20 protein-coding genes are annotated in these 20,580 nt (G+C 48.2%); 9 read left to right on the plus strand and 11 right to left on the minus strand.

The features are described from left to right. The 5 genes from ACQY6F_RS14475 to ACQY6F_RS14495 form a co-directional block, all read left to right on the plus strand. A partial coding sequence (locus ACQY6F_RS14475; RefSeq protein WP_428775359.1) for a hypothetical protein occupies nucleotides 1-289 on the plus strand: 289 nt, incomplete at its 5' end. A 17-nt stretch (nucleotides 290-306) separates the two neighbouring features. Next, complete coding sequence (locus ACQY6F_RS14480; protein ID WP_428775361.1) at nucleotides 307-927, plus strand: SCO family protein; 621 nt, start codon at nucleotides 307-309, stop codon at nucleotides 925-927. A 20-nt stretch (nucleotides 928-947) separates the two neighbouring features. Further along, nucleotides 948-1,388, plus strand: a complete 441-nt coding sequence (locus ACQY6F_RS14485; RefSeq protein WP_428775363.1) for a copper chaperone PCu(A)C — start codon at nucleotides 948-950, stop codon at nucleotides 1,386-1,388. A gap of 177 nt (nucleotides 1,389-1,565) precedes the next feature. Next, the gene (locus tag ACQY6F_RS14490; protein ID WP_428775365.1) at nucleotides 1,566-2,315 is read left to right on the plus strand and encodes a Crp/Fnr family transcriptional regulator; all 750 of its coding nucleotides are present in this window, start codon (nucleotides 1,566-1,568) and stop codon (nucleotides 2,313-2,315) included. A 257-nt stretch (nucleotides 2,316-2,572) separates the two neighbouring features. Then, on the plus strand, nucleotides 2,573-3,490 hold the full coding sequence (locus ACQY6F_RS14495; RefSeq protein ID WP_428775366.1) for a Solitary outer membrane autotransporter beta-barrel domain: 918 nt from the start codon (nucleotides 2,573-2,575) through the stop codon (nucleotides 3,488-3,490). Nucleotides 3,491-3,563: 73 nt separating this feature from the next. Here ACQY6F_RS14495 and ACQY6F_RS14500 read toward each other — a convergent pair whose 3' ends face one another. The 4 genes from ACQY6F_RS14500 to ACQY6F_RS14515 form a co-directional block, all read right to left on the minus strand. Then, on the minus strand, nucleotides 3,564-5,219 hold the full coding sequence (locus ACQY6F_RS14500; protein ID WP_428775368.1) for an ABC-ATPase domain-containing protein: 1,656 nt from the start codon (nucleotides 5,217-5,219) through the stop codon (nucleotides 3,564-3,566). Nucleotides 5,220-5,314: 95 nt separating this feature from the next. After that, nucleotides 5,315-7,219: a sensor domain-containing phosphodiesterase gene (locus tag ACQY6F_RS14505; RefSeq protein WP_428775369.1), complete on the minus strand. Its 1,905-nt coding sequence runs from the start codon at nucleotides 7,217-7,219 to the stop codon at nucleotides 5,315-5,317. A 214-nt stretch (nucleotides 7,220-7,433) separates the two neighbouring features. Next, nucleotides 7,434-8,639, minus strand: coding sequence for an enoyl-ACP reductase FabV (gene fabV, locus ACQY6F_RS14510; RefSeq protein ID WP_428775371.1), 1,206 nt, complete (start codon nucleotides 8,637-8,639; stop codon nucleotides 7,434-7,436). A gap of 80 nt (nucleotides 8,640-8,719) precedes the next feature. Then, on the minus strand, nucleotides 8,720-9,319 hold the full coding sequence (locus ACQY6F_RS14515; RefSeq protein ID WP_428775373.1) for an arylesterase: 600 nt from the start codon (nucleotides 9,317-9,319) through the stop codon (nucleotides 8,720-8,722). On the opposite strand from ACQY6F_RS14515, the gene ACQY6F_RS14520 reads away from it, so the two are divergent. From ACQY6F_RS14520 to ACQY6F_RS14530, 3 genes are all read left to right on the plus strand, one after another. Continuing rightward, nucleotides 9,318-9,992, plus strand: coding sequence for an ABC transporter ATP-binding protein (locus tag ACQY6F_RS14520; protein ID WP_428775374.1), 675 nt, complete (start codon nucleotides 9,318-9,320; stop codon nucleotides 9,990-9,992). The genes ACQY6F_RS14515 and ACQY6F_RS14520 overlap by 2 nt on opposite strands. After that, nucleotides 9,992-12,427, plus strand: coding sequence for an ABC transporter permease (locus ACQY6F_RS14525; RefSeq protein ID WP_428775376.1), 2,436 nt, complete (start codon nucleotides 9,992-9,994; stop codon nucleotides 12,425-12,427). The genes ACQY6F_RS14520 and ACQY6F_RS14525 overlap by 1 nt, the downstream gene beginning before the upstream one ends. Nucleotides 12,428-12,740: 313 nt before the next feature. Continuing rightward, on the plus strand, nucleotides 12,741-14,180 hold the full coding sequence (locus ACQY6F_RS14530) for an FAD-dependent oxidoreductase (protein WP_428775377.1): 1,440 nt from the start codon (nucleotides 12,741-12,743) through the stop codon (nucleotides 14,178-14,180). 67 nt (nucleotides 14,181-14,247) lie between these two features. On the opposite strand, the gene ACQY6F_RS14535 is transcribed toward ACQY6F_RS14530, so the two are convergent. The 3 genes from ACQY6F_RS14535 to ACQY6F_RS14545 are packed head-to-tail and all read right to left on the minus strand — an operon-like array spanning nucleotide 14,248 to nucleotide 16,627. Beyond that, complete coding sequence (locus tag ACQY6F_RS14535) at nucleotides 14,248-15,177, minus strand: biotin-dependent carboxyltransferase family protein (RefSeq protein WP_428775379.1); 930 nt, start codon at nucleotides 15,175-15,177, stop codon at nucleotides 14,248-14,250. After that, the gene (locus ACQY6F_RS14540) at nucleotides 15,174-15,884 is read right to left on the minus strand and encodes a 5-oxoprolinase subunit B family protein (RefSeq protein WP_428775380.1); all 711 of its coding nucleotides are present in this window, start codon (nucleotides 15,882-15,884) and stop codon (nucleotides 15,174-15,176) included. The genes ACQY6F_RS14535 and ACQY6F_RS14540 overlap by 4 nt, the downstream gene beginning before the upstream one ends. Beyond that, nucleotides 15,881-16,627: a 5-oxoprolinase subunit PxpA gene (locus tag ACQY6F_RS14545; RefSeq protein ID WP_428775381.1), complete on the minus strand. Its 747-nt coding sequence runs from the start codon at nucleotides 16,625-16,627 to the stop codon at nucleotides 15,881-15,883. The genes ACQY6F_RS14540 and ACQY6F_RS14545 overlap by 4 nt, the downstream gene beginning before the upstream one ends. Before the next feature lie 220 nt (nucleotides 16,628-16,847). Between ACQY6F_RS14545 and galE the strand changes: the two genes are divergently transcribed. Further along, complete coding sequence (gene galE / locus ACQY6F_RS14550; RefSeq protein WP_428775383.1) at nucleotides 16,848-17,864, plus strand: UDP-glucose 4-epimerase GalE; 1,017 nt, start codon at nucleotides 16,848-16,850, stop codon at nucleotides 17,862-17,864. 87 nt (nucleotides 17,865-17,951) lie between these two features. Here galE and ACQY6F_RS14555 read toward each other — a convergent pair whose 3' ends face one another. From ACQY6F_RS14555 to ACQY6F_RS14570, 4 genes are all read right to left on the minus strand, one after another. After that, nucleotides 17,952-18,086 (minus strand): TIGR02808 family protein, encoded by a 135-nt coding sequence (locus ACQY6F_RS14555; RefSeq protein ID WP_428775384.1) that lies wholly within the window; start codon nucleotides 18,084-18,086, stop codon nucleotides 17,952-17,954. A gap of 11 nt (nucleotides 18,087-18,097) precedes the next feature. Further along, on the minus strand, nucleotides 18,098-18,673 hold the full coding sequence (locus tag ACQY6F_RS14560; protein WP_428775386.1) for a NapC/NirT family cytochrome c: 576 nt from the start codon (nucleotides 18,671-18,673) through the stop codon (nucleotides 18,098-18,100). 31 nt (nucleotides 18,674-18,704) lie between these two features. Then, complete coding sequence (locus tag ACQY6F_RS14565) at nucleotides 18,705-19,160, minus strand: nitrate reductase cytochrome c-type subunit (protein ID WP_428775387.1); 456 nt, start codon at nucleotides 19,158-19,160, stop codon at nucleotides 18,705-18,707. A 75-nt stretch (nucleotides 19,161-19,235) separates the two neighbouring features. Further along, a partial coding sequence (locus tag ACQY6F_RS14570; protein ID WP_428775388.1) for a molybdopterin-dependent oxidoreductase occupies nucleotides 19,236-20,580 on the minus strand: 1,345 nt, incomplete at its 5' end.

Here is a 20,580-nt window from a genome sequence, read left to right on the forward strand (position 1 = left end):
TAATGCAAAAAACGTTGAGGAATACTTCAGTTTCCTGCACAACCAGCAATACAAAAACAGTCGCAGGATTATAAAAGCTTTTCGTATCCAGCCTGTGGCTGAAACCGGGCAATTTAAGGTGAATGTTGAATATCAGTGGACTGTTATCAACCGGGATAACGAAACAGAGTTGGCAGGTATTGGATTCACTATGATGGTCACGTTCCACCAGGGACAGTTAAAGGTTACCCGTTATCACGCTAAATATTTGCCACCTGTGACGGATTTAGGGGCTGAAATTCGTTGTTGAGTAAAATGGAGTCTGCAATGAGTACAACACATTTGAGAGTGAAATTTCTATTGATACTGCTTGGTTTACTGACCAGCTTTAGCAGTTTGGCTGAAATGCCAGTCCTTAGGGGTATCGGTGGCGACTTTACTATGCAGAGTAGCCGGGGCAAACCGATAACTTTGTCTGATTTCAAACAAAAAGTCGTTCTGATGTTTTTTGGCTATACAAACTGTGCGGATATATGCCCAACTACTATGGCCCACCTGACTCAACTGATGCATCAATTTCCAGAAAGCTCACGCTCCCAGATCCAGGTGCTATTTGTCAGTCTCGATAGCGACTACGATACTCCCAAGCATCTGAACAAATACCTGAGTTACTTTGACCCGAGTTTTATCGGCTTAGTCGATAGTCGGGAAAAGATCGATAGCGTTGCTGATTTATTCCAGGTTGACTACACCAAATTGGCAGAGCAGAAGGTGACGACCAAATACAAGAAACTGAGTGTGGAGGACGCGGCCAGTGAACAGAATGGATACCTCTATTCCCATACCGCGAAGATCTTTGTTTTGGACAATAAACAACGTGTCAGGGGCTTTTTTTATACCGGGACGCCAATAGATGCGATGAAACAACAAGTAGAAAGTCTGTTATAAGCAGCAGGAGATGACATGACATGAAACAATTTCTAACCCTGATTACTCTATTAGTTGCCTCGGTATTAGCGAGCATAGCGACCGCGGGAGATATCCTAGTCGATCATGCCTGGATAAGGGCAATGCCACCAACTTCACGAGTGGTGCCGGTGTATTTGACCTTACATAACCAAAGTGACAAACCGATATCTCTGGTAGCAATCACATCTGATATTGGAGTTATAGAACTACACCAGTCCATCAAAGAAAATAACATGATGCGGATGGAGCCGGTAAGCCGATTAACTCTGTCTGCCGGGCAAACGGTAAAACTGGCGCCGGGGAGCTACCACGGTATGTTGTCTCACTTTGCGCAAGGCGTCCCAAAGGAAGGAAGTGAAGTTCCTATTACATTAATATTCGAATCAGACAATAAAATATCAACCGTAGCGAGTGTAATGAAGAGTAATTCAAGTCATTAGTTGGCCTGAAATTGTGTTTTCTGGTTTGGTCTACCGGGTAGTTTTAATGATGGTGTTCTCATAATTGCGATGAAAATATGAATCAGTCGTATGCATCACTTTTGTTATGACTTAGGTCGCAAAGACAAATTGAAAGCTGTTTTAGATTAACTGCGCTTAGGTAGAAAGGTTTTATCCATGATTACAGATGATTTAATCAAGGCGCGCATCAGACAGCACCATCTATTTTCAACTCTCGCTCAATCAGATCTGGACCAGTTACTCGGCCATGCAGCTAAGATTGTTCTGCAACCAGAAGAACACCTGTTCTATCAGGGGGACCCGGCAAAGCGATTTTACTTAGTGATCGATGGTCATCTACAGCTGTACAGAACCAGCCTGCAGGGGCAGGAAAAAGTGATCGAAGTTGTCAGGGAAGGGCGCACATTTGCAGAAGCATTGATGTTCGGACGCCAAAGCTGCTATCCCGTTGCGGCTAAAGCAGTGTCGGCTTGTACCTTGGTTAGCTTTGAAAGCAGTAATTACCTGTCTATGTTACGCTGTAACCCTGAAGCCTGTATCGCAATTATGGCTAATATGAGTGCGCGACTACGTAAAGACCTAAACGAAGTTGAGTTGTTGTCGGTACAAAATGCCCAGTCGAGATTGCTGTTGTTTCTGCTTAGAAAACTCGAACAGACCGGGCCAAATCAAGGACGAGTTAATTTGGATATACCTAAGCGTGTTCTGGCATCCCGCTTATCGATTCAGCCTGAGACTTTTTCCAGACTGATCAAAAAAATGGTCAAGGAAGGGATTATTGGCGAATCGCGCGGAACGATAGAAATAAAAGATATCAGTAAACTGTATGCGACAGCGAATATCCCGCTAGATGATTACCACTACGCCTCACCTGATTTAACGATTAGCACAATCACTTTGAGCTAAATCTCCCCTCGGAGAAAGCATTAAAAGGCCTGCCTCATCGGCTGGCCTTAAACTCAGTTTAGTTTGAGTTTTACTATCAACTGCTGGCGGGTTCGTCTTGACCAAATATTGGTAGCTTGAGTGTCAAAACCAAATGCCGCGTATCGACTAATATAAGCTATATATTTACCTGATAATAAATGGCATAAAGAGGTATGGGAAAACACTATCTCACACTAATCAGTACAATGACGGCTTGCATATATTCGTCCTCTGCGATGGCAGGTTATCCTGCTATTCAGGATTTTCTCGAAAGCAACTTTGCGGCCACTATTGTATTGAGTGACAGTGATGTGTTTACCGTTGGCGTCAGTGACTTTGACCCAAATGAGCTTTTTAATACCAACAACCCCAATTTGGGGACGGAAGACTCCATCGAGAACCGCAAGACCTATGCAGTCACAACACTGCCGTATACGCTTGAACTCAGTGATCCAGATGCAGTCAATCAGCATAGTCTTTTACTGCGTCTATCCGGGATAGTTTCAGAAGAAACCTTGCAGTTCGCACCGAAGGAACCGCAGGACGATTTTCGCCAGGTAATTATCGATCTCCATACCGCTTATCGCTTCAAACACAATTTTGATGAGAACTGGTCACTGCAACCCGGTATAGGTTTTCATCTGATGCGCTATGAAAATACGCTCAAATATAACAGCCCCACAGGTAAACAGATTGCGCCGATACTGGACAAAGTGCTGTTCAACACCTCGGCTTGGGCAGCCGTTTATGAGCCGCATATCAAACTTAGGTATCAATCGGAAGAAAGCTGGGGCAGATGGAGAGCGACTTCCTCCTGGCACTACTTCTATGGCTATGGCTGGGGCGAGGCGAATCAAGGGGATATCGGCAATCCCGAGGGCTGGTATATTGCCAACAGTATTACTGCCGCTTACGATTTTTCCCAGGTAGGGCGCTCAGTACAGTCAATTTATTCTAGCCTTAGGCGGATCGATGTTGGCAACGACATTCGTAAGCCGCTGGGTACCGCGATGTACTACGAAGCCAGTGTAGGATGGTTGATGACACCGCCGTTCGAAATCAGTTTTATTGATAACGTCGGGATCGGCTTGTCAATCAACTATGGCAGCGCGTTTAAAGGCGGCAGTATCGTGCTGTTTTTCAATCAGGATTAACCAGCGGTTGCGAGTGTTACGCAACCGCTGGTGGTTAGTTCAGGCTTGGCGACTGACGGATCGCAAGTTAGTGCTAGCAGCTGGCTTTGAATTGGGATTTACGCATCCGGTTAAGCGCAGCCATCACGTCAACCACGCGGGGTTTGGCCAGATCGCCATGATTCGGCATGTTTTGATACCAATTATGGCTAAGCATGGCTGCAAATTCCTTGGCTGGTTGATTCGACCAGGAGCCAAGCTGGGCAAACTGAAACCACAGCCAGCCAATCGCATTGACTTCCGAGCTGGATTCCAGCTGTTCAAGTGCTGACAGGTCAGTAAACTCTTTACCAAAACGCAGTGACTCTTTGCCTTTGGCTGCGACTCGGAACTTACCGTCTGTCAGTATATTCAGCAGAGCGGTACGATTAAAACTGCGCGGCGGGAATGTTTGTAGCACAGCTTCACTTTCGTTGCTACGTTGGGTGGGATGCAACTCAATCACTTGCTGCGCCTTTTCCGTCACGTCGACCGGCTGATAGTCGTGCATCTGGATCACAGTGTCTGCGACGTCGAGATAGTCACCTGAACCGCCCATGACTATCAGTGTCGATACTTGCAGTTCATCACGCAACTGACCGATTCGATCCACCAGCGGTGTGATAGGCTCGTCGCCTTTATTGACCAGCGCCTGCATACGCTCGTCACGAATCATAAAGTTGGTTGCTGAGGTATCTTCATCGATCAATAGTGTTGAAGCGCCGGCTTCAAGCGATTCCTGCAACCAGGCTGCCTGAGACGTTGAACCAGACGCATCCTGAGTGGAAAAATCGTCTGTTGCTTTGCCCATTGGCAGGTGGTTGATGTAGTTAGACAGATTCAGGTGATGGACGCAACGACCATCTTCCGCGCGTATTTTGACCGCTGAATTATCAGTCACGATGCGCTCACGGCCATCGCCTGGAATGTGGTTGTACACCGACCGTTCAATGGCATTCAACAGGGTTGACTTACCGTGGAATCCGCCACCGACGATCAGGGTAATGCCTTTTGGCACGCCCATCCCGGTGATTTTGCCCTGGTTGGGAGTTGCCAACTCTATTTCCAGTGTATCAGGAGACTGAAACGCGACCGCTTCTTTAGCTGGCAGGTCGCTGTTACCTGCCAGGCGAGGCAGAATAGAACCGTTGGCGATGAATGCACACAAGTCGTGCTGCTTCAATTGCTCGCGCAGGCTCTCCTGATCTTCGACAATCTGACAGTGGTGGATTAACGCTTGTTTATCCAACTCACGCTCCAGAGTGGCGCGGCGAATAAATTTAGGCAGATGGAAAGTCAGTAGGTTACTGGCTTTTTTGCCCAGAATACTACGGCCATCGGCTGGTAGATTAACTCTGAAGCGCAGCTCAATGCCTTGTTCAGTAAACAGTACCGCTGTGTTATCTAATACAGTCTGCCCGGTCAGAGCAATACTGATTGCGTCATCTTGCTTGGTGAGGAAACCAAACTGGCGGGCAATATAATCTCTGGCTGCCATCTGGTATGCAGGGGAGCACTGACGTAACCACTCCAGCCCGGTTAAGGACCACGGGCGCAGGGCTCTGAGTCGTGAAGCGGAAGCGTACGGATCACCCTGCACATGGTCGATGTGCAAAGTAAAATCGGTAAAATCGAACTGGCCCTTGATCTGTTGATAGGCACGGTAGTTTTGTTTTTCGATTTTCTTGAGCGTGGCGTTGAGTTGATCCATAGGAAGTTCGCTTCAATCTGTATTAGATAAAATAAAGGCGGCGATTATAGAAACCGCACGCCTATGAGTAAAGAGTTTACCGTTATTTCGAACACTTACCGTATTTGCACATTCGGTATTGTATGCTGGTTGATCAGGTTAAGTTCAAATTCATCGCAGGGCATGGGTTTGCCGTAAAAGTAACCCTGACCGTACTCACAGCCTTCATCAATCAAAAACTGTTCATGATTTTGGTTTTCGACACCCTCGATAGTAACTTCAAGATTAAGCTTTTTGGCTACATTGATGATGGAGCGGACGATCTCGCGGTCTTCTTCATTGTCATCCAGTTGCTCAACAAAACTCTTGTCGACTTTGATGGCATGGAACGGAAACTTCTTCAGGTAATTGAACGAGGCGTAGCCAGTACCAAAGTCATCAAGTGACAGCGTCACGCCTAGTTGATGTAGGGCAAACAAGTTATTGTGCGCCATCAGTTCATCGGAGATCAGGCTTCCTTCCGTAATTTCAAGTTCCAGACAGGCTGGTGGTAACTCATAAGCGGTGAGTAACTCGGCAACCTGCTCAGCAAACTGCGGATTCTTTAACTGCACTGGTGAAACGTTAATGGCAATTTTAAATTGCTGGTTGTACTGAATCCATTCGGCAGTTTTTTCAATCGCAGTGCGCAGCACAAAGCTACCCACTTCGAAGATCAAACCGTTTTGTTCTGCCATATGGATAAGGGTTTCATTGGACATATCCCCCAGAATCGGGTGGCGCCAGCGCAACAGTGCTTCAGCGCCGGTCCACAGGTGATTATGAGGTGATACCTTGGGCTGGAAATAAACCAGCAGATCATCGTTGCGTACCGCTTGCAACAGGTAGCTCTCCAACTGGCTGATGTGTTTGAGTGAATCCGACACCTCTTTGCAGTAATAGCTGTACTTGTGCCCCGAGTCTTTACAGGATTGCATCGCTTCTGCGGCTTGGGTAAGCAGGTTATCGCCTTCATGCAATTGATCGCTGCTGGCGATACCAATATGCGAATGTAGGTGAACGATACTACCTTCAAGTTCGAATTCAGAATGTCCAACATCGATTAGTAAGTTGACCAACTCAGGTAATTCCTGATCCAAATATTCGGTATGAATCAAAATAGCCAAGTCTGACGTAGTGGGGCGCGCAACCACAGCGTGAAAAGCAGATAAATCGCCCAAACGCTGCCGGTATTCCAACATAACATGTTCCCAGGCCCTTGCGCCTCTTTTCGATTGGATGCGACGCCCGTTCACAAAACCGATATAGATAATGGCCGCAGTGTGTTGTGAATTTTCTAACGCTGTCAAAGTGAGTTGCAGTTCATCTTCCAGCGCAGCGCGATTCAGCAGACCGGTACCCAGATCATGGGTTTTCTGATACATCAGTTTTTGCTCTGCGGCGATACGTTTGTCTATCTCTTTATTGAGCGAATAATTGAGATCCACCAGATCTTTGGTTCGGGTATCGACGCGGATTTTTAACTCATCGTTAAGACGCTGCAGTTCCGCGTGCTGAAACAAGATAGTTAACTGGGCTTCAATGGAATCCCGGAAACTGGCCAGCAGGGCTTTAGCACTATTGCTGAACGGGTTGCGTTTGCTGTCCAGAATACACAAGGTGCCAAATGGCTGGCCGTCTGGCCAGTTGATGGGTAATCCACAATAGGCGACCATGCCGAGTTTTATGTCGGGGTTATTAAGCCAGTCCCTGTCTATGCGCGCATCTTCAACTAGTAATTGCTTTTGTTGTTGCAATACGGTTTCGCAGTACAGGCCGTGACCGAGCGGCTCACTGCTTCCAACCTGATAAGGGTTGGATCGTTTTACGTTGGTAGCAAACACTTCTAGTGAATCTTCATGCAACCGCATCACCAGTGCTGCCGGAACATCAACCACATCGGCGAGCAAATTGACCATATTCTGCCACCCTTGAACCATTTCAAGAGGGACAGTCATCTGGTGGTGGTTGAGTTTAGACATAGAACATTCCTGTTGCGCTTTGGGCTCTGCGCTTTGCATCCTTGCAATTGACTCATCTGGCTTAATTATCATTGTTATCCGATTGATGTTCTGATGGCGTACCGCTATACCTATCGAGTTAAGTATAAGAAGATTAAAACCAATGTAACGCAAAAAAGCTTCGGAAATCACTCCGAAGCCTTTGATAGTGATACTCTTCTCATAAATGAGATGGCTATTTTTCGCTAGCGGCTTTTAGAAAAGGCTGCATGTTAACCGGTTGCGTATAGTCAATTGAATCGAATCCGAATCCGTTTAACTGTAAAAACTCGTTTTTGAATCCCTGATAGTCTGCAACCTGCCGGAAGTTGTCCGGTGTTAATTCGGCCAATAGGGCGTTGACTTGATGTTGGGTTTCCGGGGCAAGTTCAAACTCGTCCAGTCGGATCAAACGCTCGCCATCGACCGGGACATGCTGCTGATCATACAGCTTTTGACTGAACAGACGATGCATCTGCTCGATGCAGCCTTCGTGGTTACCTTGCTCCTTCATAATCTTGTACAGAGCCATAATGTAAGGGGTTAAGCCTGGTATAAACACGCTGGCTTTGGTCACGAGTGCTTTACAAACTGTCGCATAGGCACTGCCGCCGAAGTTTGCCAGTTCCAGATTGATCGCATGGCTGGTCTGATGAAGGTCAATCTTGGCGCGCCCGAGGGTTCCGTCCAGATAGATAGGATGGGTGAGCTCAGGTCCAATGTAGGAAAAAGCGATAGCTTTACAACCCTTAGCGATTGATTCTGCGTTGATCAGTGTATCGATCCAGGCGCTCCAATCCTCGCCTCCCATAATTTTTATGGTTGCATCGATCTCATCCTGACTCGCTGGGGTTAAGGTACTGTTTACCCACTGGTCGTTCTCCAGCAGCAGGGTACTGCCTGATACTTCCTGGCCGATTGGTTTGATCGCACTACGCAACATTTCGCCGGAGTCCGGGTCTACTCTCATTCCGGCCGCAACACTATAGATGACTAAGTCGACTTCGCCTTCGAAATAGGTTTCGATCGCTTCTACTACCTGGGCTTTAGTCTGCTTGGAAAATGCATCACCCTGAATGTTAACCGCAATGCGTCCGGCTGCTGTTGCGTGTTGCTGAAAGTAGTAGTTGTTATACCATCCTGCGGACCCGACACTTTCCTCGTTCGGTGCTTTTTCAAATGACACTCCGATGGTGTCGGATTCTGCGCCACCAAAGGCCAGAGCGATACGGGCGGCAAGGCCAAAACCTGAAGAAGCGCCGAGTATCAGCACTCTTTTGGGGCCATTTTTGATCTTTGCGGCAGACTGAACGTACTGAATCTGGTTGAGTACAGCTTGTTCACAACCGTACGGATGGGCCGTTTTTGCTACAACCCCTTTGATAACGGGCTCAATAACCATAACTTCTCCTTGAGCGAGCAACATACGAGCCTCAGCTTATAGTAAAGCTTGGTAAAGTTTATTGAGCTAAACCATTAAAATCAGAGATGATCTGCAATCTGTTGAGCAACAAACTCGGCAATCCAGGGCTGGGCTTCTGGCCGGGGATGCAAGCCATCTTCCATCATCCACTCTGGTCTGGCTATCACGCCTTCAAGGAAAAAGGGCACCAGTGGGATATTGCGTGAGCTGGCTACGTTTGGAAACAGAGCAGAGAAAGCCTGGGTATAGCGCTTTCCATAATTGGGCAACACATGGATTTGCATCAATATCGCTTTGCTTTGTTGGCCCTGAATTTGGTCAATCAGTTGATTGAGGTTTTTTTCAATCAAAGTCGGAGGGAAACCGCGCAGGCCGTCATTTGCGCCAAGTTCAATAAGTACCACGTCCGGTTGGTGTTCTGACAATAAGGCAGGTAATCTGGCAAGACCATTACCAGTAGTATCACCGGAAATACTACCATTGATAACAGTGACTTGTTTGTCCCTTTGCTGTAATGCTTCGGGCAATAAGCTTGGCCAGGCTTTCTCAATCGGCATTTGATAACCGGCACTTAAACTGTCACCAAGCACCAACAGTGTTGTGCTTTGAACATAGCCGGAAAACAACAGTATCAATAAACAAGGAAATAGTCTCAGCATGCAAACATCCGTAATTGAAGCGAAATCGTTATCAAAAATAGTCTCTACTAAACAAGAGCAATTAACAATCCTCGCTGATTTGAATCTGGATATCAAACAGGGCGAAACTGTCGCAATTGTGGGGGCGTCCGGCGCCGGTAAATCGACGCTGATGACATTGCTCGCGGGTTTGGATACACCCACTCACGGAGAAGTAAACCTGCTTGGCAATCAGTTACATCAAATGTCGGATGAGCAAAGGGCAGAGATACGTAGTCACTCCGTCGGCTTTGTATTTCAGAGTTTTCTGTTGATTCCCAGCCTGAGCGCGTTAGACAACGTAATGCTGCCGTGTCTGTTAAAAGGGGAAGATGAAGACCGTCCAAGAGCAGAGATGCTATTGCAATCCGTGGGGCTGGGTAAACGGATGGAACACTCTCCCGCGCAACTTTCCGGTGGTGAACAGCAGCGTGTGGCGCTGGCTCGGGCATTTATGATCCAGCCCAAAGTATTGTTTGCGGACGAACCAACAGGCAACCTTGATCAGCAGACGGCAAAAAAAGTCATCGATTTACTTTTTGAACTCAACCAACAGCACGGGACAACACTGGTTTTAGTTACTCATGACCTCAACTTGGCCGAGCGGTGTCAGCGGCGAATTCGTCTCCAGGCGGGCAAACTGGAGGATGAATAATGGCGGTACAGAAAAGTTTAAACAAACGCTTGTGGCAATGGAGCTGGAATGAAATCCGTCATGGACAACTGTGGCCGGTGTCCATTGCGCTGACACTGATTATTGCCTGCATATTCGCCCTGTCTGCACTGGCACACCGTATGGAACAGGTTGTGGTCAAGCAGGGTAAAGAGGCATTGACCGCAGACAGCGTATATCAGTCGTCTAATCCGGTTCCCGATGTGCTGCAGCAAACCGCCGAACGGCTCGGCATAGTCCATTCGATGCAAACGCGATTCGGTACGATGGCGTTTAGCGAACAGAGCATGAAGTTAATCAACGTTAAGGCGGTCGAGAGTAACTTCCCGTTACGTGGGACCATGATTCTTAACGATGGTAACCAAAACCATAATCAGGTTAACCCTGGTGAATTATGGCTGGATGAGCGTCTGTTTGCGCAGCTGGATGTCAAAATCGGCGACCCGATTACGGTTGGAGATGCAGAATTTCAAGTGACAGGCAGAGTGGTTGAAGAGCCGGGACTGAGTTTCAATCCATTTCGCCAAATGCCAACGGCATTTATTCACTTAAGCGATGTAGATCGAACCGGCGCGGTACAGTTGGGCAGTCGCGTCCGGTTTGAGATGTTTGTAAATGGCGATGACAGCCAAATAAGCCGGTTGAAACAAGAGTACACTCTAACACCCAGTGACCGGTGGCGGGATCAGGATACCGCCAGCAGAACCAATGAAGTTTTCCAGCGTACCCAACAGTACTTATCTTTATCCGTGGCTATCGTTATCATCATGGCGGCTACAACGTTGGTACTGACTTGTCAGCACTATGTGTCAACACGGCAGCGAACGATCGCCATGCTCAAGAGCCTTGGTGCCAGCAAGCGATGGGTAACGCACTGGTTAGTCATTCAGGTCACGATTTTGTTTGTTATTGCGATTGTGGCAGGTGTTGGGCTCGGTGTCGGGCTGGAAGCGCTGCTCAGAGTACCATTGGTAGACCTACTTCCTAATCCGCTACCTGGGTATGGCTATCAGCCGCTTCTTCTGGCGCTGTCAACCAGCGTACTCATTGCGGTTCCTGCTTTGGGTATTCCGCTCATTGGTCTGCTAAACGTCAGTGCCGTTAATGTGATGCAACCGCAACAAAACCAACTGAGCTTGTGGTGGACTCGCTGGCTAGTGCTGGTGCCCATTGTACCAATGCTAGTCGCTTACCATGATAACTTGTTAGTCTGGATTGTCCTGGCTGGTATTGTCGCCTTGTTCGCACTGTTGGCGTTGGTGAGTGTTGTTGTCACCCGAAGTCTGACTCGATTGCCGCTTAGTACCTCCTTCAAACTGGCACTGAGCCGAATCAATCGTTCCAGAGTGGCGACTGGTTTGCAGTTCGGTGCACTGGCGTTATCTCTGATGTTGCTGGCCGTGATGTGGCTGGTGAGAACGGATTTATTGTCCGACTGGCGGCGAACGCTACCGGCTGATGCGCCTAATGCGTTCTCACTCAATATTGCCCCATACGAACTTGATGGCTACTTAAACACATTAGATAAAGAGAACATTAAACGTTCAGAAGCGTTTCCGATTATTCGTGGCCGCTTATCAGAAATTAATGGGGTAGACGCCAAGGAGTATTCCCAAGGTGGCGATGGTAACGACTCTCTGCGTCGTGAACTGAATTTGACCTGGGGAACCGCTATCCCGAGTTATAACGAAGTGTTGCAGGGGCAGTGGAGTCAAACTGGTGGTGTGTCGGTAGAAAAAGATGTCGCAGAGGATTTGCAACTTAACATTGGTGACCGGTTAACTTTTGTCATCAACAGCCAGCGGGTTGAGGCAGCAGTCAATTCAATCCGCTCCGTTGAATGGCGTGATATGAATCCTAATTTCTACTTTATTTTTACACCGGACTTGATGGAAACCTTCCCAGCGACCTGGCTGGTCAGTTTCCGTGTCGAGCAGCAGCATGACGACTTGCTTAACCGCTTATCCCGCGAGCATCCAACCGTGAGTCTGATGGATATCCGCAGTATGGGGGAGAAGATTCAGCAGTTACTGACGCAGATTGCCTGGTCAATTTCCGTGTTGGCTGCAGTTGGTGTGCTGGCAGGAATGCTGTTGATCTACACATTGTTACGCTTAAGCCTGAGCCAGCGGCAAACGGAAATTAGGTTGTATCGTACATTGGGGGCCAGTAGAAAAAGGGTAACCCGAACCATTTGGGCCGAATATGGCATCATGGCGCTGATCTCGGGATTGATCGCCACCCTGGGGGCAGATCTGGTCGTGGGCGGAATCATGCGATTCGGATTTGAGCTGCCGATGGTCATCCATTATTCGTTGTGGATTACCCTTCCTCTGCTCACTTTCTGTGCATTGTCAGTAGTAGTTCGCACCATGATAAAGCGTTTGCTGTTGCCAATAAATAATCAATTCAGTTAATGAGTTAGTGAGCAACTCATCCAGTTATCCACAAAATCAGTGGATAAAGTTTGGGATAACTTATCCTGTAGATAACTGGGGGTAATTGCCGACCCAATAGTGTCAATCGCTGTGGAGTTTTGGTTATACACAACGCTGATTAATTTCTTTTGGCAGATATAGGCGTCAAGCTATTTTTACTATTATTTTTTACGCTTTGGGGCTCTGTTCACAAGTGATTTCCATAGAAAAAATGTGATTTTAATCAAGTCAATCAGGCAGTAGAATGGCGACAGATTTCTTCACCCCAATCAGTTCAGCATAAAAAGCAGTAATGACGGATAACAAATTTAAACCGAACGCACAAACCATCGCTGTGATAGGCGGTGGCATTGCCGGCTCCACCGCGGCACTGCACTTTGCCGAACAAGGTCTGAACGTCGTTCTGATTGAAAAAGGTCCAGACTTGGTCAACGGGCCGCCGATTTGTCATTTGCATGCTGGTGGAAACCTATACCGCGAGATTACCACGGAGCAATGCACTGAGTTGCTCAGACAGTCTATCGATACCGTAAGACTGTTTCCTCATACTATCAATCGCAGACCAACTGTTATCGCCACTCCTGTCAGTGATCAAGGTGATCCTAGCCAGTTAATTGAGCGTCTCGATACCGTCAAACAGTGTTATGCGCAGTTGGTCAATCAAGATAGCGCTAACCAGGTGCTGGGTGATGTTAAAGATTACTACCGACTCTACAATAGAGACGAGCTAGAGTCGCTGGCGAATCAGCGTCAGCCACAACATCCGGTTGGCTACGATCAATGGATGATCCCATTTGCTGCCAATACTGATTTGGCTAAGCTTAAGTACCCGGTTGTCGCGGTCAATGAATTTGGCTGGAGCGTGTTCAGATTGGCCGCCACGGTGACCCTGACACTGAATAAACTGCCCAATTGCCAGGTTATGACCAGTACTGAATTAATTGCAGTCACCGGAGGTGAGGGTAACTGGAAACTGGCGTTACGTCAGCCAGAAGGCCGTCACATACAGATCGATGCGCAATATTTGGTCAATGCATGTGGTTATCGTACCGGGCTGCTGGATGATCAGTTGCAGAAACCGCGTCAGCGTCTGGTAGAGTTTAAAGCGGCTTACGTAACGCGCTGGGCCGAATGCAAACAGCATTGGCCTGAAGTTATTTTCCACGGTGAGCGGGGCACTCCTAATGGAATGGCGCAGCTAACCCCTTATACTGACGGTGTGTTTCAGCTGCACGGAATGACCGAGTCGATCACCCTGTTTGAAGATGGCCTGGTTGTTAGCGATAACGCCAGTTCTCAGCCTAAATTGCCAATTAGGTTACAGTCAAAACTCGACACTGGCTGGCCGTTAGAAAGTGCGAAGCTGAGAACCATGCGAGCCATTGAGCACATCAGCCAGTATATTCCTGACTATTTCAGCTCTTCCTACTATGGTTTGCCCCTCTATGGCGCGCAGCAGATACCCGGAGTAGATAAGACGCTTCGGGCAGCGGATGTCAGTTTCGCCGGCGATCACTATGCGCGGCTTGAAATCGTTAAAGGGTCTTCGGCACTTGAATCGGCGCAAAAAATTGCAGCGCAATGGCAGCTTGGCCAGCAGGACAATGTGTCAATAGAACAAGCACATCCTGTGACCCAGGGTTTAGATGCGACAGTAATCGAAAACTTGGCAAAACAGTTAGCATCGCAGCGCGGCTATCCCGAGGAGCTTGCCGCTCGCTTTGGGGAATAGCGACAGCAACGAGAACGCTATTAAGTGGCAGCCTGTCGCCGTTCATTCAGTGACGTTCCCACTTAGTTTAATACCCAAAAAATCGTGCCCACTGACACCAGACATCCTGTAGTCCTAACAAATCACCTTTTGTAAAGCTGATCTGTTGTCCGGGGCGAGCCTGGGCCAGTCTGGGCAGATCGATACGTGCCACGCAGCCCAGTTTAGGGTATCCGCCTAGAGTTTGCCGGTCATTGAGAAGCACGATAGGGTTGCCATCTGGTGGTACTTGTATCGCGCCCAATGCTATCCCTTCACTTTTAATGCCATCCGAAGGTGGCTTGATAGTGGTGCCTTGCAAGCGATAGCCCATACGATCAATATTCTGGCTGACAGAAAATGTTGAACGGTAGAACTGTTCAATACTGCTCTGGCAAAACTGATCAAACTGATAGCTTTCTACTACACGCAATAAAATTGGCAAATTGTAATTGGGTTGATAGCGAAAGGACGTTTGCAAAGGTTTAGCCCGCAGAGAGTGTTTGTCAAAACGAAGCTCGTCTCCGGCTTTTAGCGCGCTGCCATCTTGATGAAGTCCACCTAATTGATCTCTTGTGACGGTCGCCACGCTGCCCATGCTACTTGGTAAATTAAATCCACCTTTGACCGCCAGGTAAGCACGCAATCCGTTTTTAGGTAGCGAAAATCGCAATGTTTGACCCGCAAAAGCGACAAAAGTAGACCAGTTGTCTAAAGGCTGCTGGTCTAACGTTGCTGAAAGGTTGGCGCCGGTAATGGCCAATTCACAGTCGTGGTTTACGGTAAATTCCGCCTGACCAAGAGTGATCTCCAGAGACGCACTGTTGGCTGGGTTGGCCAGCAAGTGATTGCCCCAGCTGTAAGCGTAGTCGTCGACCGGACCACCTTGGGTGATCCCCATATGGGCAAGATTATAGCGGCCAAAATCCTGGATCAGACTTAGCTGGCCCGGTTTGTTTACGGTTAAACTGCCAATCATGCAAAACCTCCATGATTTACTTCGCCGCCCAGTTCAATGAACTCTTCGCGTTCGATCGGATTAAACCGCACCATGTGGCCAATTTTAAACGGTGAAACTGGCTGTTGCAGCGGGTTGTAGAGTGAAATCGGACAGTTACCAATAATATTCCAACCACCGGGGGACTGGCTGGGATAGACAGCGGTTTGGTTGCCGGCAATCGCAATGCTACCCCGAGGTACGGAAAGCCTGGGCGTCGCCTGCCGCGGCATTTGCAGTTGGCTATCGACTTCGGTAAGAAAGGCAAAGCCCGGTGCAAAACCGATGGCGCAAACCGTATAACAGGTTTCACTATGCAGAGCGATGACCTGCTCAAGATCCAGACCTCGCGCAAAATAAGCCTCTAAGTCCGGACCGACCTCAGTGTTGTAATAGGCGGGTAGTGTAATAACGGATTCGCTACTACTGTCTGTTGGGAGCTTGAGAGCTGAGTCCACCGCCTGTTCTACCATTGGACAGAATTCAAATATGGAAATTCGATGCGGAAGATAGTCGAGCAGAATCGTCGTGTAAGCGGGAGTGACATTGATTAACCAGGGTTCGAGCTGCTGATGAAGTTTATCGGCTACCTGACCAATTTTTATGGAAAGCTCAGCGCTGGCCGAGCGATGGAACACCACCATCAAAGAGCACTCGGCAATAGGCTCAAGCGAGAATTCAATACTCACACATTTTCCTCCACGGCTTTGCGGATAGATTTGATCAGCTCAATGGCAGCATCGTTATCACCGTGAACGCAAATGGTATCGGCTTCGATCGGGATAACATAGCCGTCCAGGGTATTTACCTTGCCATAGTGGACTATCTGCCTGACCTGGCTAATTATCGCTTCCTCACTTTTAAGTACCGCGCCTTGTTCACTGCGAGGTGCCAAAAGTCCGTTGGCGAGATAGGCACGATCAGCAAAAGCTTCGAACAGCATAGGGACGTCGTATTTATCAGCGATATCGAGATAAGGCTGGGTATTGGATTGTGCCAGCATCATCAACGGCACTGAAAAACAGGAGACAGCATCCACTACCGCTTCAAACAGGGCGAGATCGGAGAGCATGTCATTGTATAACGCACCGTGTGGCTTAACGTATTCGATCTGGCTGTTTTTGCTTTCGCATAGCGATTTTAATGCCCCGATTTGATAGATCAGTATATTGACCATTTCCTCTGCGGGTATCGCCATCGAGCGGCGGCCGAAACCTTGTAAATCAGGGTAACCGGGGTGCGCACCAATTTTAACGTCGTAGCGAATCGCAAGGTCGATAGTGTGGCCCATCACGTTAGGATCCGCCGCGTGAAAACCACAGGCAATATTGGCCATATCCACCCAGGGCATGACTTTATCGTCGGCACCCATAGTCCAGGCGCCAAAGCTTTCACCCATATCGCAATTTAACAACAATTTAGCACTGTCCATTCAAAAAACCTCAACTTCGGTCTGGTGATTATTGGTGTAGCCAGACCTACCAGTAGCTGCGCAATGAAATATCCGGTTTTATAAGCTTACCAGCTAACTGTAATGATGCCACAATGTGAGTAAAATGAATGAATTAGTTGTGGATTGACTCAGATTTGTGACTTTAATGACTAATAAATCTAAGCTACCATTAATCATATTTGTTTACCGGGAAGTCTTAATGAAAGTATTGGTCACAGGCGGGATGGGCTACATCGGCAGCCACACATGCATCCAGATGTTAGAAGCAGGTATAGAGCCGGTTCTATATGACAACCTTTACAACAGTAAATTGAGCGTATTGGACCGGATAGAACAGGTGACGGGTCGCAGGCCGGTGTTTGTTCAGGGAGACATACGTGATAAAGCGCTGTTGCTGAAAACCATGGCTGAACATGAGATACAAGCCGTAATTCACTTTGCTGGGCTCAAAGCGGTCGGTGAATCTGTCGCTAAGCCGTTGGAATACTACGACAATAACGTTAACGGTACACTGGTGTTGGTAAATGCGATGCGTGAAGCCGGTGTTTCGTCTCTGGTGTTTAGCTCCTCGGCCACAGTGTATGGCGATCCGGCATCGGTACCGATCACCGAAGATTTTCCGACCAGTGCCACCAACCCGTACGGACGCAGCAAATTGATGGTTGAAGAAATCTTGCAAGATTTTCAGCACGCCAATCCAGATTGGAGCATTACCTTACTGCGATACTTTAACCCGGTAGGGGCTCATACTTCCGGTTTGCTGGGCGAGGACCCGCAGGGGATTCCCAATAACCTGATGCCTTTCATTACCCAAGTCGCGGTTGGTCGTCGAGAGTTTCTCTCGGTGTTCGGCAGTGATTACCCAACAAAAGACGGGACTGGTGTACGTGATTACATTCATGTGCTGGATCTGGCAGACGGCCATATTGCGGCGTTGAAGCAGGTTGGGGAGAAATCGGGCGTACACGTGTTCAACCTGGGGACGGGTAACGGTTTCAGTGTGCTGGAAATGGTTAAGGCGTTCGAACAGGCATGTGGAAAATCGATCCCACATCAACTGGTTGAACGACGTCCTGGCGATATTGCAGAATGCTGGGCAGATTGCAGCCGCGCGAGAGCAGAACTGCAATGGCAGGCCACGCGTACTCTGGAACAGATGACCACAGACTCATGGCGTTGGCAGGAATCGAATCCGGAAGGGTTTCCTGACGCTTAATCCTATTGATGCGAAAACCATAATAAATAAAAAAGCCACCGCAAGGTGGCTTTTTAGCATGGTCAGTTAAGCTGACAACGGGGTGCGTTAAACTTCTTTGTCTTTACCGAGTGCTAATAGCCAAAGAGAGATAACCGCGACGCCGACAAAACCAGCCAGGATAATAACGGGCATTGCGCTATATCCAAGAATGTGCCAGATGACGGATTCTAGTGTGCTCATTTTATGCTCCCTTATTGCCAGCCTTCAACGCCTTCCATATCAGGCAGTTTATGTGCGATACCTTTGTGGCAGTCTACACATGTTTTTTCGCCTGATGCCAAAGCGGTGGAATGCTGGTTAGCGCTTCGTTTACCCTGAACTGAAAAGTCCATGTACTCAAATTCATGACAGTTACGACACTCAAGGGAGTCATTTTTCTTCAGTCGTGCCCACTCTCGACCAGCAAGATGCGCGCGACGTTCTTTAAATTTCTCTTCAGTGTCAATCGTACCGATAAAGTGAGCAAACAATTCTTTGGATGCCTGTACTTTACGTACAATTTTGTCAGTCCATTCGTGTGGTACGTGACAGTCCGAACAGATTGCGCGTACACCAGAGCGGTTAGAGTAGTGGATGGTCTCTTTGATTTCTTTAACGATCGGCGCGTGACAGCCCGAGCAGAACTCTTCGGAGTTGGTTGCTTCCATCCCGGTGTTAAACGCCCCCCAGAACAGAAGACCACCGGCAAATCCCATAAACAGCACGACGCCTACTGCCGCTTTGCTTGGGCTTGTCAGTCTCTTCCAAAAGGATTTTAGTATATTCATATTTCGCCTCTTATCTTGTCACAGCCTAGAATCAGCGAAGTGAGTCTACACGCTCAAACTTGTTCTCAACCAGAGGCTTAGCATCTGCCTGAGGAACGTGACACTGTAGACAGAAGTATCGACGAGGCGAAACGTCTGCCAGCACAGCATCCTGACGGTTTACATAGTGCGTTACACTGATTTTAGTTGCGCCCATTTCTTTGGCGTTTTTCCAGCTGTGGCAAGACAGACACTTGTTCGCATTCAGCGACACTTCATAGCTACGAATATTGTGTGGGATCAGAGGTGGCTGGTATACGTAGTCACTCTCTAATTGTTGCTCACGTGGATACTTTTTAAAATCGTCGGGAGCACGAGTGTCTTCAAGGTTGGTTATACCACGCAGTGATTCCAAGCCACCCACGCCACCAGGATTGTCTAGTTTGGCATGTGCGACTCCGGCTGCAAGAGCACCGACTGATAAAAGTGCGATGAGTAGTTTTTTCATGATTCATTCTCCGCCTTAGGGCTTAATTCTTAAACCGGGCCAGCCAAATACCTGGCCCGGGCACATTCTTAATTTCTAAGCAACTTTAGTGATCTTGACTGGACACTTTTTGAAGTCTGTCTGTTTAGACAGTGGGTCAGTCGCATCAAGGATCAATTTGTTGATCAAAATTCGTGCATCAAAGAACGGTACAAAGACCAGGCCCTGAGGTGGACGGTTACGGCCACGTGTTTCAACACGAACCCGTACTTCACCTCGTTTATTAGAAATCAGTACTTCTTCACCACGACGAACGCCTCGAGCAACTGCGTCATCTGGGTGCATGTAACACACAGCATCAGGTACTGCGCGGTACAGTTCAGGGACACGGCGGGTCATGGTACCGGTATGCCAGTGTTCCAGAACGCGGCCGGTACATAGCCACATATCAAACTCTTCGTCTGGCGACTCTGGTGGCGCCTCGTATGGAGCAGAAATGATGAATGCTTTGCCATCTGGTTTACCATAGAACTCGAAACCAGTTCCGGCTTTCACATATGGGTCTGAACCTTCCAGGAAACGCCATTTGGTTTCTTTACCGTCAACCACTGGCCAGCGTAGGCCACGAACTGTGTGGTATACGTCGTAAGGAGCCAAGTCATGTCCATGACCACGCCCAAAGGTTGCATACTCTTCGAACAGACCTTTCTGAACGTAGAAACCAAAGTGGTGAGAGTCGTCGTTCAGTTCACGAGCTTCAGACTCTGGGAACTTGTCGACCTGACCATTTTTGTACAGTACGTCATACATGGTTTTACCACGGTATTCAGGTTTCTTCGCCAGTAGTTCTTCTGGCCATACTTCTTCCATCTTGAAGCGTTTAGAGAACTCCATTACCTGCCAAAGGTCAGATTTTGCGTCACCGACAGTTGGTACTTGTTGATACCAAGCCTGAGTACGACGCTCGGCGTTACCGTAGGCACCTTCTTTTTCGATCCACATTGCGGTAGGCAGGACCAGGTCAGCGGCCTGAGCTGTAGCAGTTGGGTACGGATCAGAAACCACGATGAAGTTGTCCGGGTTGCGGTAGCCTGGCAAACGTTCTGTGTTGATGTTTGGACCGGCTTGCAGGTTGTTGTTGCACTGTACCCAGTACGCATTTAGCTTGCCGTCGTGCAGCATACGGTCTTGCAGTACTGCGTGGAAGCCAGGTTTTGGTGGAATTGTACCTTCAGGCAGTTTCCAGATGTCCTCTGCGATAGCACGGTGTTTAGGGTTCGCTACTACCATGTCTGCAGGCAGACGGTGAGCAAACGTACCTACCTCACGAGCAGTACCACAAGCAGATGGCTGACCAGTGAGTGAGAATGGACTGTTGCCAGGAGTAGAAATCTTACCGGTGAGCAAGTGGATGTTGTAAATCAGGCTGTTCATCCAAACC

The organism is Vibrio sp. (genome assembly GCF_050299255.1).
Taxonomy (GTDB): domain Bacteria; phylum Pseudomonadota; class Gammaproteobacteria; order Enterobacterales; family Vibrionaceae; genus Vibrio.